Origin of the sequence: Aquirufa rosea (genome assembly GCF_004118285.1) — a bacterium.
Taxonomy (GTDB): Bacteria; Bacteroidota; Bacteroidia; order Cytophagales; family Spirosomataceae; genus Aquirufa; species Aquirufa rosea.
This window is the reverse complement of record NZ_SDHY01000004.1, coordinates 132043-147166: the sequence shown is the minus strand read 5'-3', so window position 1 is coordinate 147166 and position 15124 is coordinate 132043. Positions and strand designations below refer to the sequence as shown.

Sequence of the window (15124 nt, the reverse complement as noted above, 5' to 3'; positions counted from 1 at the left end):
CAATCGGCAAATGTGCCAAGCTGCAAACCGTTATAGGACATTGTAAAAAGACTCGACAACAATGATAGACTACGAAATAAGTGATATAAGAAAGTTTACAAAAATGGTTGTACCGACAGCAGACTTTGACGGGGCATTTACATTTTACTATGACGAAACGAACAACATTAAAAAGTTCTATGTCAGAGAAAATGACTTTAACTACACATTTACTGCAAATTTTGTTTTAGGTGGTTTAGTTCACTCGGGAAAGGCACCAAATGTTCAGCCCCTTATTGACAGCTTCAAACTTCAAAAGACAGCAACAGAAGTTAAATTTAAACATATTGCAAGTGGACAATTTCTCGACTGTTTAAAATCGGAAAAACTAAAATTGTTTCTTCATTTTTTAAGGGATAACGATTTGTATGTTCATTATTCAAGCCTCAATATTCTTTATTGGTCATTGGTTGACATTGTTGATTCAGCAATAGTAAGTTCTGAAGCTGCTCAACAGCTTGGACCGCAATTTTCCAATCATTTAAAGAATGACCTGTATAAACTTTCAAGACTTGAAATAGATGCACTAGTTGACCTATTTTATAGGTATGAATATCCGAATATCAAAAGTGAGTCTGTTCTTCCGTTCATAGAAGAACTGACTTCATTGTTTGACGCATATATAGACACTCAGGAATTTCATTTTGGATTGGAGTCATTGAGACAGATTTTAAAGGAAGCCAAGAAAAAAGGTTCATTGCCTTTTATCCAAGACGAAGACGATTATATTCTTCTCAAAGATTTATCACACTTCTACTTGAGACCAATTTACTTGTTCAAAAACTCAACTCACATTTTTGATAATGAAGATTCAATATCTGAAACTCTAAAAGATTACAAAATACTTGACGGTGAAGATGAAATCAAAAACTATACATTTGTAGATTCTAAAACAGAACAGTTAATTCAACTGTCGGACGTTTTCGTTGGACTAATGGGTAAACTGACAAACTATTTGAACACAAGCACACGAGAAAAAATTGATACTGACTTTCAAACATTAACAATGACACAACAATCAAATATTGACTTAATCATTCATGTAATTGACAAGTCACAAAATAAAAACATTGGGTTTTTACACAACACCGACAGCTTTGAAGAAATATCTAAAATGGACAGAATACGTGAAAACATAAAAAACAACGCCCAATAACAGGCGTTTGGCTCAATTGCGGGTTTGGTGGTTAATTGAACATTTTACCTCGCATCAACTTTTGTGCAGGTTGACAGTGTAGTGATCCGAAACCCGCCCGAAAGCAAAGCCCGAAACTGTTACCGGCAAGCTTAAAAAATGCAACATAAACCAGATTCCCGAACCAAATCGACCAAAAAGCACTTTTATTTCGCTTGAAAATATAAAATAAAGAATACCTTTGCAGACAATTAATCAAAAACAGGCAAAAAGATGCTTCTGCAATTTTCAATTAAAAACTTTAGGACATTTAAGGACAAAGCGACATTGAGCCTTATTGCTTCTAACTATGATAAAGACACCAGAGAGCACGAAAATATCGTAATCAATGATAACTTTGGACTGAGACTTCTCAAAAGTGCAGTTATCTATGGTGCAAATGCTAGTGGTAAAAGCAAGTTGCTAGATGCATTTGCATTTATGAGATATTTCGTAGTCAATAGTTCAAAGGAAAGCCAAAAAGGAGAGACTATTGAAGTTGAGCCTTTTAAACTAAGCACACAGACAGAAAATGAACCATCTGAATTTGAAATCATTTTCGTTCATAAAAATGTGTATTACCGTTATGGCTTTGAAGCGACAGCTGAAAGAATTGTATCTGAGTGGCTTTATCACAAACCAAAAACAAAAGAAGTTGAACTTTATTACAGAGAAGGAAGTACTTTCAATACTCACGAACGAAGTTTCACAAAAGGCAATACTGTTGTTAAAGAAGGTCTTGTTCGAGATAATGCATTATTAATTTCTGTAGCTGCTCAATTCAATGAAAAGACTGCAATCAATGTGTTGGATTGGTTTAAAAGACTAAAAACCTTATCAGGATTAAACGAATCAGGTTACCAAGGTTTTACTATGGGTAGAACAGAAGACCCTGACCATAAAATCAAAATTCTTGATTTATTGAAAGCTGCTGATTTGGGAATTCAAGATATCGAGTTACAAAAACTTGACATCAATAGCCTTCCGAAAGGGATGCCCAAAGAACTTAAAGATAAAATTATTAAAGAAGTCCGTGAAGAAAAACAAGAGTATGTTTCTGATGTATTAACCAAGCATAAAAAATACAATGAACACTTAAAAGCGGTAGGAAACATTAGTTTTTCTTTGGACGAAGATGAATCTTCAGGGACAAGAAAATTCTTTGCTTTAACAGGGCCGATTCTTGATGTGATTGAAAACGGTTACACATTAGTTGTAGATGAGTTAGACTCAAAACTTCATCCAAATTTAGTTTGTAAAATCGTTTTGCTTTTTAACTCCAAAGAGTTCAATAAGAAGAGTGCACAGTTGATTTTCAATACTCACGACACAAACTTATTAAGTTCAGGTCTATTTAGAAGAGACCAAATTTGGTTTACAAACAAAAATAAATTTGGAGAAGCTAAACTTTATTCTTTAGCTGACTTTAAATCAGATGAAGTAAGAAAAAATGACCCTTTTGAAGATAATTACATTAAGGGGAAATATGGTGCAGTTCCATTTCTTGGCTTTTTTGAAAATCTAAAATTTTTATTGACAGAAAATGAAAATGAAGGACAAAAAAGCTGAACAAAAAGTAGCTAAGCAAAAGCACCTTGAACAGTTAAAGGCTCAACGGAGGAAAGAACCGAGCCTAGAAAGACCTGTTGCTGAGTTAACAGAAAAACCATCAATTCTTATTGTTTGTGAAGGAGAAAATACCGAACCCTCTTATTTCAATCAATTCAGAATTACTTCAGCAAAAGTTAAATCAGTAGGAGAAGGATATAATACAGTTTCGTTAGTGAATAGAGCCCTCGCTTTAGCCCAACAAGGAAACTACGACCAAGTTTGGTGTGTGTTTGACAAAGACGATTTTAATAATAATGATTTCAACTCTGCAATTCAAATAGCCGCAGCTAACAGCTTTGGAGTAGCTTATTCAAATCAATCGTTTGAATATTGGCTGATATTACACTTTAATGACCATCAAGGTGGTGGGATGCATAGAGATAGCTATAACGATAAAATCAACGAACACCTTAAACCATTCAAAGTAACTTATGATGGCAATGGAACAAAATTAATAGAAGAAGATTTTTTTGAATTACTTGACGGTATAGACGACAAAACGAGCAAAAAAAGAGCTGAACTTGCAATAGATAGAGCCGAGAGAAATTACAATCATTTTGACCATACAAATCCAGCTAGAGAAGAATCATCAACGACTGTATTCCTACTTGTTAGAGAACTTCTGAAATATATCGATTGATAGAACGCCAGCCGGTAACAGCGATTTGGCAAAAGGCGGATTCAGTGCTTTATATGACAGTTTTTTGTTAGGTTCAAGTGCAGTTCTTCGTAAGAATATTTGTGCTCCGTAATCCGCCATTGCACTAAGCGCCAAAATGTTGGAAAACATACTGTGCTAACATATGTGTTTTAGGGAATAATACCTTTGGGGGGCATTCATTATTTATCAATAAAGAAATTGGACGATATTCATTTTCAAATAACCAACAAGGACTGGTACAAATGTGCAAATGTTTAGAATCATGACCTAATGATGATTGACTTGAGTAATTTCAATTTCAGCATTTATCATTAAAATGACATTACACAATGTTTTTAATGGTTATAAAAGTATAACTTAGAATGTATCTCTCTTAAATTATATAAAAGTTGGAAGAAATGAAATCCAAATATTTTACACGATGTTCATCATGTTGAAATAATTGGAGGAGAATATTTGAAACTTAAATCAATTTTCTTTTCAAAATAGTTCAATTCCTATCAATTTAGATAGTTTTAAGGAATTTGATGTCTGCAACATTCCCCCTATTAAGGGAGCAGATATAAAAGTAAAAGGGTTATACTTGTATAAGTGTAACCCTTCTTTTATTTTATGAAAAAGTTTTCTGTTTTCCTTCCAATATTACTCTCTTTAAATTTGAATGGGCAATCAGTTCAAAATAGGAATTGGGAATATTCTAAAGTTGTTTACACTGCATCCTCCAAAGAGAAAATAATTATTACAAATAGTTTACCTAAGGGAGGCGGAATTGTTTCCTATAAAGGAAACGAGTACAATTATTTCATTTTTTGGACTAATGTACGTAATGAAGCAACATCGCCTCTGGATTTAAAAATTAAATTTCCGACAATCATTTCTTTTAAATCTGAAGAATCGTACGCTAAAGTTGCCTTTACAAAGTCAAATATGACAATTGACAAAGTGCAGGAGTTCGATTATGGTCTTAAGGGTATAACAACTCTTTTAAATAATGAATCAAATCAATTAAAGGATTTGAATAATAGAATTTCACCATTCAATAATTATTTATTTTACAGCGCAATTTTCATCCATAAAACAAAGTGGCCGGTTAGGGCAGAATATATATTAAAAGACAAAACACTATTTTACAAGATTACAGCCGGTACAGATGTTGTAACGGTTCCCTGTGGTAGTCTTGATTTTAAGAATTAATTAGTACGATTTTTGCTAATAGAAATGAACCTCCTGCAAAATTGTACAAAGTTCAACCCTTCAATTTCCTAATAGTCACAAACTCAATCATCGCATTATAGCTGCATCTTTCGTCGGAAAGGGGAGCTTGAACAAAAAGTCATAAGAAATGGTGACTTTTTTTGTTTATAATCCACTTCTATTTCTTCTATTCATCGATTTTCTTGGTTCGAGCCCAGGAGAGGTTTTCGTGTTTTTTCGACACAATTTATCATGGGTTTTACACCTGATTTTCTATTTGTGCCAAGAATGTGCCAAGGGCTATAAATAACCATTTAAGATTAAATGGATTTTCTTAAAATCTAAACTGTCTGTTAATTAGGGACACTTACAAATTCTTTCTATAGATTTTTGACTTTATATTCATTCTTAATAGACAAAAGCAGTTTTACACAAATTTCATCATCACATACTTGCTTTATTATCATTTGACATTATAATTAATGTAATATAATTCAGTGAATACAGACATTTTAGATTAGCTTTTCGCAAAAGTTTATATTACTCCCCCAAAACTTCCTTTTTGATTCTTTTTTATCTCATTTAAAGATCTATTTGAGAAACAAGTTGAAAGTTTTGTCATTATTTAATAAATAAATATAAAATTCTTTAGGGGTTTTCGACTTATACGGAACCCTAGCCAAAATTTGTAAAATCCCATGTCAGAGGTATTGACTCATATGTCAGATGAAGAATTGTTGATACTCCTTCAAAAAGGAGATCATAAGGCATTTGAGCTGATTTACAGAAGATATTGGAAATCCGTTTACGGGTTTGTTTACCATAATTTAGGCTCCAAAGAAGACTCTGAGGAAATTTTACATGACCTAATGCTAAGTTTATGGAATAGGAGGGAGGAGCTTAAAATTGAAAACTTGAAAATTTACTTATTTATAGCTAGTAGGAATTTAATTAATAAGTCTATCCGAAGTCAAATGACACTTAGACGATACAGGGAGTTCCAATTGATGAATCAAATACATGAAACAAGTACCTCTGATGATATGATTAATTCAGAAGAATTTGATAAAAAGTTGAATATTTTATTACAGAAAATGCCTGAGAAAACTGCCTTAATTTTTAGAATGAGTAAAATCGATGAAATACCCGTAAAGCTTATTGCTTCGCAATTATCCTTGTCAGAGAAAGCTGTAGAATATCATCTAACTAAATCAATGAAGTTTTTGAAGAAGAACTTTAAAAATTTTTACTCGACTAATTAACATAAATATTATGAATACGAGAGAATTTGACCACTTATTGTCAAAATATGAACAAGGAAAATGTACTCCAGAGGAAAAGATTTTTTTGGAAAGCATAACTTATGATAATATGGATGCTCATGCAGATTTGAAGCATATATTCGATGAAAATAAAATTCAGCAGGAAGAGGACAGGCTTTGGAATAAGCTATTTTCTTCGGCTTTTCAAAATGAAAATAAAATCCATTTTTTATTTAAATCTAGATTTCCTAAGATTGCTTTTGCAGCGAGTTTGGTTCTGATATTCAGTATTTCCATGTACTTGAAATATCCAGAATTATTTCAAAAATCTATACAAGAAAGTAAGGGCTTAGAAACACACAATTTTTCAAGTAAAAATCAATCACTTCAACTTCCAGATGGTAGTACAGTTATTTTAGAAAAGAATTCAAGTTTGATTGTTTCGGAGGATTTTGGGAAATTAAACAGGACTGTATTCTTAAAAGGTAAAGGGTATTTTAAAGTTGCGAGGAATGAGAAAAAACCTTTTTTAGTTCGGATGGGTGATTTAGTCACTGAAGTATTAGGGACAAGTTTCAAAGTAGGTTTAGATAGTAAGAGCAAATCTATTGAAGTGGCCGTGTTAAGTGGAAAAGTATCCGTGTATCTTAATTCAAAAAATGGAAGCATGCGTAATTTGAATGGGGTAGTATTAACTCCAAATTTGAAAGCTATTTACAATTTGGAAAATCAAACAATTCAAGAAAGTATTGTTGAAGATCCTATTTTGATTGTTCCTGGTCTACAAAAATCAGATTTTACTTTTGATGAAATTCAATTTGGAGCATTAAAAGATCGATTCAAATATTATTATGGAGTGGACATCATATTTGTAAATAAGGAAATTGAAAAGTGTCTATTTACAGGAGATTTATGGGGTTTGAATTTATATAAACAACTTGAGGTTGCTTGTTCTTCAGTAAATGCCAAATTTGAAATTAGAGGTTCTACAGTATTCATAAATGGCAAATCGTGCAATTAAAATAATGTACCATGAATAGTTCTTAATTATATCTAAAAAATGAGCCGAGGATGTTGGCGCATCTTCGGCTCTTATTTCTATTATGAATAATAGAAATAGCTAATGATCGTAAAATCTTAACCCTGTAAAAGTATGAACAAATCACATCTGTTTCCAAAACTACTTTGGATTACTATGAAAATTTCCTTCCAGCAATTAGCCATAAGTTTAATTTTTTGCACCTTTTCTTACGCACACTCGGCTTTAAGTCAATTAGACTTGAGTCAGCAACAGGTATCCCTGCAAATGGAAAGTGTAGAAATTAAAAAAGTGCTGAATCAAATTGAGAAGCAAGCCAAAGTTAAATTTGTATATAGCTCTAGTAACATCAATATGTTACAAAAAGTTAATATCAAAGTAAGTAAAAAAAGACTTGATTGGGTGTTGCAAGAATTATTGGCCCCTATCTCAGTTGAATATTTAATTAAAGAAAACCGAATCATTCTTCGAAATAATCAAGATGAAAGCTCTCACATTTCTCATTTGATTAATAGGCAAGTGGCTGATAGAACCCTATCAGGAAAAGTGAAAGATGAGACTGGCCAAGGTTTACCAGGCGTTAATATAAGTGTTAAAGGGACTACCAAAGGAACTCAATCAGATTCTAATGGGAATTTTACGATCTCCATCATAGATGACAATGCAGTACTTATTATATCTTTTGTCGGATATCTAAGTCAAGAAATTGGAGTAAGAGATAAATCTCAATTGGAAATTTCATTAAAGCCTGATGTAACTGCCTTAGACGAGGTTGTCGTAGTTGGATATGGTAGTACTCAAAAAGTGAATTTAACAGGTTCTATTTCTACCATAAAATTTGATGAAAAAATTAATAATAGACCTTTAACTAATTCCTCTCAAGCGCTTGGTGGAACTGCTTCCGGAGTTTGGGTAAGCCAAAACTCTGGAAAACCAGGTAGCGATGGTTCTCAAATACGTGTACGAGGTTGGGGGACTTTAAATAATGCTAATCCTTTGATTATAGTAGACGGTGTAGAGGGAACTTTTGAGCAGTTGAATCCATCGGATATCGAATCCATTTCCGTTTTGAAAGACGCTGCCAGTGCTGCCATTTTTGGTTCAAAAGCTGCCAATGGTGTAGTTTTGATCACCACTAAAATGGGTAAGAATAATGAAAAAATGCAAGTCAATGTAAATTCCTATGTGGGTGTTCAAACTCTAGGAATGAGATATAAAACCATTAATAATAGTGCAGATAATATGGAATTGAGCAATCGGGCTTTAGTCAATGATGGTGCTAGTCCATTGTATTCTGCGGATTTAATTAATGCATTTAAAACGGGAACAGATCCTTATATATATCCGAATACCAATTGGTTTTCAGAATTATTCAAACCAGCCAAAATACAGGAACATAATGTGTCCATTCGAGGAGGATCAGCCCAAACGTCTACTTTTTTGTCATTTAATTATTTGAATCAAGAAGGGATGGTTGCCAATACGAATTCTCAAAGATTTAGTTTAAGAGCCAACCTAGAATCAAAAATTAACAATTGGTTAAAAATAAGTGGTCGAGTAAGTTATATCAATCGATTATCCAAAGAGCCTTATGCTGATATTACCTATGGTTCGTTGGGTCGAGTATTTGATATGTTAAGTGGTGCTGCACCTTTTATTGCTCCATATACAAGAGATGGAAGATTTGGTTCTGTTCAGGTAGCTGATAAGAATGGAGCCTTACTTTATGATAATAGAAATCCGCTGATTGATGCAGCGAACGGTCAAACCTCCACACAAGAAAATTTACTCTCTATCAATGCAACGGCTGAGGTTAATTTTACGAAGCATTTGTCGTTTAAAACGACATTTGCAGCTAATGGTACCTGGAATTTAGTAGATCGATATAATTCGAGTGTTTTTGGATACACAGATTCAGGTTTAGAAACCATTACTAAGAATTTTAATCGAGAGGGTTTAGAAATTAACAGGGGAAATATATCGGGTTTTAATACCAACCTATTTTCTACGATCAATTATTCCAAGACATTTAATCAAGTTCATGATGTAGCTGTTATTGCTGGAACACAAATTGAATCAAATAAAATTCAAACTTTATATGCCAGGAGAAGTAGTCCTCCTAAGGAAGGATTAACTCAAGTGGATGCTGGTACTTCTGGAATTCAAGGATCAGGAAACATGAATGCCTTGCGTATTTTATCCTACTTTGGAAGGCTCAATTATGCCTTTAATCAAAAGTATCTATTTGAAGCTAATTTTAGAGCAGATGCTTCATCTAGATTTAAAGAGGGAAATAGATGGGGATATTTTCCTGGCTTTTCAGCAGGTTGGAGAGTATCCGATGAGGATTTTTTAAAGAACTCAGATGTAATTTCAAACCTAAAAATTCGAGCTTCATGGGGTAGATTGGGCAATCAGAATATCTCGGATTACTGGCCTTATTTGACTATTATCAATCAGAATAATGGATTAAGCTACAATTATGGTGGCAAATTAGCGCCAGGAGTGGCTATTACTAGTCTAATTGATGAAAATATCACTTGGGAAAAAACTGCTACCACTGATATAGGTTTGGAAATATCCTTCTTTAAAAATAAGATATCGATAGAGACCGACTATTTCACAAAAAAAACACAAGATATTTTAGTTCAATTACCCATTCCATTGGTATTAGGAGGATTGAATTCCCCCTTTGAAAATAAGGGTGAAATGACCAATAATGGGGTTGAAGTTATTTTTAACTACAATAATCAAGTATCAGATCGAGATAAGCTCAATTTTAGTATGGGGTTGAATGCCACCTATATCAATAACATGGTCACGAAGTTTGGAACTTCCAGATCACCAGACCAATTGTACTTAATTAGAGAAGGCTATTCATTCAGGGAATTATATGGCTATAAAGTGGTAGGAATTTACCAATCTGATAAGGAGGCTTCTGAGCACATGTTTGCTAATGGGTTTAAACCCAAAGCAGGGAATTTGAAATTTGAAGATGTGAATGGAGATGGGAAATTAGGCTTTGAGGATAAGCAGTCTATCGGAAATACAATTCCAAAAGTCACTTTTGGAATTTCTTCGTCGTTTAAATTCAAGGGATTTGATTTGAATATACTCATGCAAGGAATTTTGGGTGTGAATATGTTCAATCAAAATAATTTCACCAATCTAACCTATGAGAATAGGGTTATTGGGGAACGTTGGTTGAATTCTTGGACACCCACCAATACAAATACCAATATTCCCATGGCCAGATTCGATAATTCATGGAATAGTTCTCAATCTTCTTTTTGGGTCAATAAAGTGGATTTTGTAAAGCTGAAAAATATTCAGTTGGGTTATAGTGTTCCTGAGAAAGTATCCAATAAATATGGGTTAAAGAAGGCATATATCTATATAAATGCCCAAAATGTTTATACTCTAGTGAATCAAGATTTTGATGGGTATGACCCAGAAAAAAATACGTTTGATTCAAGTACTAATCAATACCCAGTTCCAAGGATTGTGACTTTGGGCGTTAATTTAAACTTCTAAGATGATGAAAAATATACTTTTATATATCAGCATAGTTTTTTTGAGTATCTGTACTAGTTGCTCGGACAAGTATTTAGAAATATTTCCAGAGGATAAGATTACTACGGCGAATTTTCCACAAAATGAGGCCGATATAAAACTTACCTTAAATGGAGTTTACGCATTGCTAAGAGAGTCTTCTATTTATAATGAAGGCTTATTTGGATTTGGAGTCTTAGATGGTGCCACTCCAAATGCATTTAATTGGGGGAATTTCCCAATCACTAAGTTGGGTAATGGGCAATTGTCAGCGACAGATACGGATATTATTACATTTAGATGGACTAGGTGTTATGCCATTGTATTTAGAGCGAATTACCTGTTAAAAGCTCTAGAGCAAGTTAAATTGCCAGATGCGACTAAAAACATCTATAAGGGGGAAGCTCATTTTTTACGAGGTTTAGCCTATTCTTTATTGGCTGATGCATACGGAGGAGTACCGATTACTAATACTTCCCTCACAACAGATGAAGCAAGAGAAATCCCTAGAGCTTCCAAAGAAGCCACTTGGAACCAGGTTATAGCAGATTATGATGTAGCTATTCAAAATTTAGGAATCAAAGCACCTGAAATTGGTAGAGCAGATAAAGGCGCAGCTTTGGGTCTAAAAATGAGAGCTTATTTGTATCAAAACAATTACGAAAAAGTCCTAGAGGTTACACAACAAATTGAGGCTTTGAATAAATACGCTTTATTCCCTTCTTATGAAGGATTGTTCAAGCAAGAAAATGAGAATAATTCAGAGGTGATTTTTGATATACAATATATTTCAGGGGAAAACTCACAAGGTTCATTTCATGATCAGTTTTGTGGTACAGGCACAGGTAGTTTTACCCGTGGATCAAGGTATGTACCTACTGATGATTTAGTAGATGCATATGAAACTATCGATGGTAGTCCGGTGGATAAATCCAATAAATTCAAGAATAGGGATCCCCGCTTGGAATTTACCATCGTTATTCCAGGATCTTATATTTTAGGATTTAGGTTTCCTAATTACATCTACCCAGGTGGAGCATTCAATCATCCAGGAAATCGCTTAAAGCATTTAAGTGCTCGTAAATACAGGGAAAGTCAAATGGCGAATTTGCCTACCTCAGGTCAATCTGCCATCAATAATATCGTGATGAGATACGCGGATGTCTTGTTGGCCAAAGCGGAGGCATTAATAGAATTGAATAAAAATGTGGATGAGGCCATTGGAATCATTAATCGGATTCGGACAGAAAGAAAAGATGTGAAAATCTCATTAATTCCAACGGGTTTGACGCAAGCAGAGGCCAGAGCAAGACTAAGGAAAGAAAGAAGAATTGAATTTGCCTTAGAAGGACTATACTGGTCTGATATTAAAAGATGGAATATAGGTAAGGATATCTATCCTGTAGTGGTAAAAGATCATTTAGGAGGGGTTATTGAGACTAAGTTTCCTAATGGCTACTTGGATTATTATAATTTATTACCTATTCCTGTTAGCGAATTATCTCTAAATCCTAAATTAGTTCAAAATCCCAAATGGTAATTTGGTCATTTGGAATGCCTTTCGTAGTAGTTGATAGTACAATCAATTGGGAAGTGTCAGATAGAACTTCCCAATTTTACACAATTAATTATTAGGTTAGAAAATGAATTTCAAAAGGAATTAAAACAATATAAAATCGTGAAAAATAGCTTTTTTGCCGGTATTTTATGGCTGATATCTGTGGGAGGATTAATGGCTCAGCACTCAAAACCCAATATTCTAATTATCCTAACCGATGATCAAGGGTATCATGATGTGTCTTATTACAAGACAAAAGATCTAATAACTCCCAATATTGATAAGCTTCGTGAGGATGGAATGAGATTGGATTATTTTTATGCAAATTCTCCAGTCTGTGCTCCCACAAGAGCCTCGTTGATGTCAGGTAGGTATCCTGATTTTGTTGGTGTTCCAGGTTTAATTCGTTCTCATTCCGAAAATAGTTGGGGATATTTAGATCCTCGTACTATTTTACTACCTGCGGCTCTAAAAAAGATGAATTACCATACCGCTCACATAGGGAAATGGAATTTAGGTTTAGAGTCTCCTAACCTTCCCAATGAAAAGGGATTTGATTATTTTCATGGTTGGTTAGAAGACATGATGGATGATTATTGGACGCACCTGAGGCATGGCAAAAATTTTATGAGGCGTAACAATCAAAAAATAGAGCCTGTTGGACATGCTACTGATTTATTTACACAATGGTCGGTAGATTATATTCATCAACAAGCCCAAAGTAAACAACCCTTTTTTCTCTACCTGGCCTATAATGCACCCCACTTTCCCGTACAGCCTCCAAAGGTCTGGTTGGATAAAGTATTACAACGAAATCCTGGAATAAATGAAAAAAGAGCCAGATTAGTGGCCTTTATTGAGCATTTAGATGATGGAATTGGGCAAGTAATCAATGCCTTAAAAAAATCAGGTCAGTATGAGAACACCATCATCGTTTTTACCTCGGATAATGGAGGCCATTTGCCAGATTTAGCCAATAATGGTGATCTTCGAGACGGGAAACAAAGTATGTATGAAGGAGGGCTTCGAGTTCCAACGGTCATTTCATGGTCTGCTAAAATCCCTAAAGGATCATATTCCAGGGCAGTTAATTTGTCAATGGACATTTTCCCAACCATGATAGATTTAATTGGAGGAAAAATGGATCATACCATTGAAGGAAGAAGTTTTGCCAAAACTCTTTTAGGGCAAACTGATGAATCTCTAGAAAGGCCTATTTACTTCACAAGGAGGGAAGGAGGTCTTCTTTATGGGGGGAAAGCTTATCATGCTTTGCGGTTAGGGCAATGGAAATTGTTGCAAAATTCGCCATTTCAGCCCTATGAATTATATGATTTGAAAAATGACCCATTGGAAAAAAATAATCTTGTTCATGCCAATCCTGAAATGGTGAAAAAATTGAACACGATTTTAATGACTTACATTCAGCAAGGAGGAAGTACTCCTTGGCAAAAACCTTTGAATAAATAGAAAATGAAACTGACCTACATCGTATATGCCATTTTTGCTTTGATGAGTTTTGAGACAATATCCAAGCCAAATAAAAACCGAAAACCCAATTTCATTATCATTTATACCGATGATTTGGGATATGGAGATCTTGGAACATTTGGAAATCCAGTAATTCAAACACCTAATTTGGATCGTATGGCTGCCGAAGGACAGAAATGGACTAATTTTTATGTAGCATCCAATGTTTGCACACCATCTAGAGCGGCTTTAATGACAGGGAAATTGCCTATTCGAATGGGTATGGAAAGTTATAAGCGTCGCGTTTTGTTTCCTGATTCTAAAGGTGGACTTCCAGAGTCAGAGCTGACGATGGCTGAAATTTTAAAAATGAATAATTACCAAACTGCTTTAGTAGGTAAATGGCATTTGGGGCATTTGCCTCAATACGCTCCTAACAACAATGGTTTTGATTACTATTTTGGAATTCCTTATTCCAATGACATGGATCGGGCTAAAGGATTAACTTATGAAAGTATGTTTAACCCTAAAATTGAGCAATACAACGTTCCATTAATGAGGAATTCAGAAATAATTGAGCGACCAGCCAATCAAAATACGATCACCAAACGTTATACAGAAGAGTCGGTAGCTTTCATTAAAAAGAATAAAGACAAACCTTTTTTTCTGTATTTAGCCCATTCCATGCCCCATATGCCCCTATTTGCAGGTCAAGATTTTAAAGGAAAAAGTAAACGTGGTCTTTATGGAGATGTAATAGAGGAATTGGATTGGAGCGTAGGCCAAGTTTTAAAATCCTTAAAAGAATTACAATTAGATGAAAATACCTATGTCATATTTACTTCAGATAATGGACCTTGGAAGTTGTTTAAAGAGCAGGGTGGATCCTCAGGCTTATTGTTCGGAGCAAAAGGAACTAGTTATGAGGGTGGTATGCGTGTTCCATTCATCATTTGGTCTCCTAAAAATCTTCGACCTAAAGTGGAGATGAAAATGGGAAGTACACTCGATTTATTACCTACCTTATGTAGCATAGCTAAAATCCCACTTCCCGAAAGTGTCAATACAGATGGATATGATTTGAGTCAATTGATGGTACATAATAAAGAAGTAAATCCTAGGAATGAAATGTTTTTTTATCACGCCACCGATTTGTTTGCGGCTAGATTAGGGGATTACAAATTATATTATTTCAAAAACAATCCAATTGGATATCCTGAAAAGATTGAAAAACTAGAAAAGCCCGTTTTATACAATATATCTTTAGATCCTTCGGAACAATATGATATTTCAAATAATAACGAGAAAGTCATTCAGGAAATAAATGAACTAGTTTTGAAGCATAAAGCCTCTGTTAAAGCTGTCAAAAATAATTTGGAAGATTGATATGAAGTTTTTAATCATCCTGTTTATCGGAATAATTTCTAATTTTGAAAGTGATGGAAGACAAAATTGTCCTAATCCCAAAAACATGACTTCATGTAAAGTCGTCATTCCCCAAAGACGATTCGTTTTAACGGGTAAATCAGATAGTTTAACGACTAAATTTAGCGTCATTAGAAAA

Annotated in this window: 10 protein-coding genes; all 10 read left to right on the top strand. The window is 34.1% G+C overall.

Features of this window, described 5'->3' with window-relative positions:
* Window positions 1-61 precede the first annotated feature (61 nt).
* The 10 genes from ESB04_RS07795 to ESB04_RS07750 all read left to right on the top strand — a co-directional run bounded on the left by ESB04_RS07795 (window position 62) and on the right by ESB04_RS07750 (window position 14946).
* A complete protein-coding gene (locus ESB04_RS07795) occupies window positions 62-1195 on the top strand; it encodes a DUF3800 domain-containing protein (protein ID WP_129027171.1) in 1134 nt (377 codons plus the stop codon).
* A 252-nt stretch (window positions 1196-1447) separates the two neighbouring features.
* Window positions 1448-2782, top strand: coding sequence for an AAA family ATPase (locus ESB04_RS07790; protein ID WP_129027170.1), 1335 nt, complete (start codon window positions 1448-1450; stop codon window positions 2780-2782).
* Window positions 2757-3464, top strand: a complete 708-nt coding sequence (locus ESB04_RS07785) for an RloB family protein (protein WP_129027169.1) — start codon at window positions 2757-2759, stop codon at window positions 3462-3464. Before ESB04_RS07790 ends, ESB04_RS07785 begins: the two co-directional genes overlap by 26 nt.
* A gap of 633 nt (window positions 3465-4097) precedes the next feature.
* Window positions 4098-4679 (top strand): hypothetical protein, encoded by a 582-nt coding sequence (locus tag ESB04_RS07780; protein ID WP_129027168.1) that lies wholly within the window; start codon window positions 4098-4100, stop codon window positions 4677-4679.
* A gap of 698 nt (window positions 4680-5377) precedes the next feature.
* Complete coding sequence (locus tag ESB04_RS07775; RefSeq protein WP_129027167.1) at window positions 5378-5941, top strand: RNA polymerase sigma factor; 564 nt, start codon at window positions 5378-5380, stop codon at window positions 5939-5941.
* A 10-nt stretch (window positions 5942-5951) separates the two neighbouring features.
* Window positions 5952-6962, top strand: coding sequence for a FecR family protein (locus ESB04_RS07770; RefSeq protein ID WP_129027166.1), 1011 nt, complete (start codon window positions 5952-5954; stop codon window positions 6960-6962).
* Window positions 6963-7136: 174 nt separating this feature from the next.
* Window positions 7137-10514, top strand: coding sequence for a SusC/RagA family TonB-linked outer membrane protein (locus tag ESB04_RS07765; protein WP_129027165.1), 3378 nt, complete (start codon window positions 7137-7139; stop codon window positions 10512-10514).
* Window positions 10515-10518: 4 nt separating this feature from the next.
* Entirely contained in the window at window positions 10519-12072 is a 1554-nt protein-coding gene (locus ESB04_RS07760; protein WP_129027314.1) for a RagB/SusD family nutrient uptake outer membrane protein, read from the top strand.
* Window positions 12073-12210: 138 nt separating this feature from the next.
* Window positions 12211-13560, top strand: a complete 1350-nt coding sequence (locus ESB04_RS07755; protein WP_235832199.1) for a sulfatase family protein — start codon at window positions 12211-12213, stop codon at window positions 13558-13560.
* Window positions 13561-13563: 3 nt separating this feature from the next.
* Window positions 13564-14946: a sulfatase family protein gene (locus tag ESB04_RS07750; RefSeq protein WP_129027164.1), complete on the top strand. Its 1383-nt coding sequence runs from the start codon at window positions 13564-13566 to the stop codon at window positions 14944-14946.
* Window positions 14947-15124 lie beyond the last annotated feature (178 nt).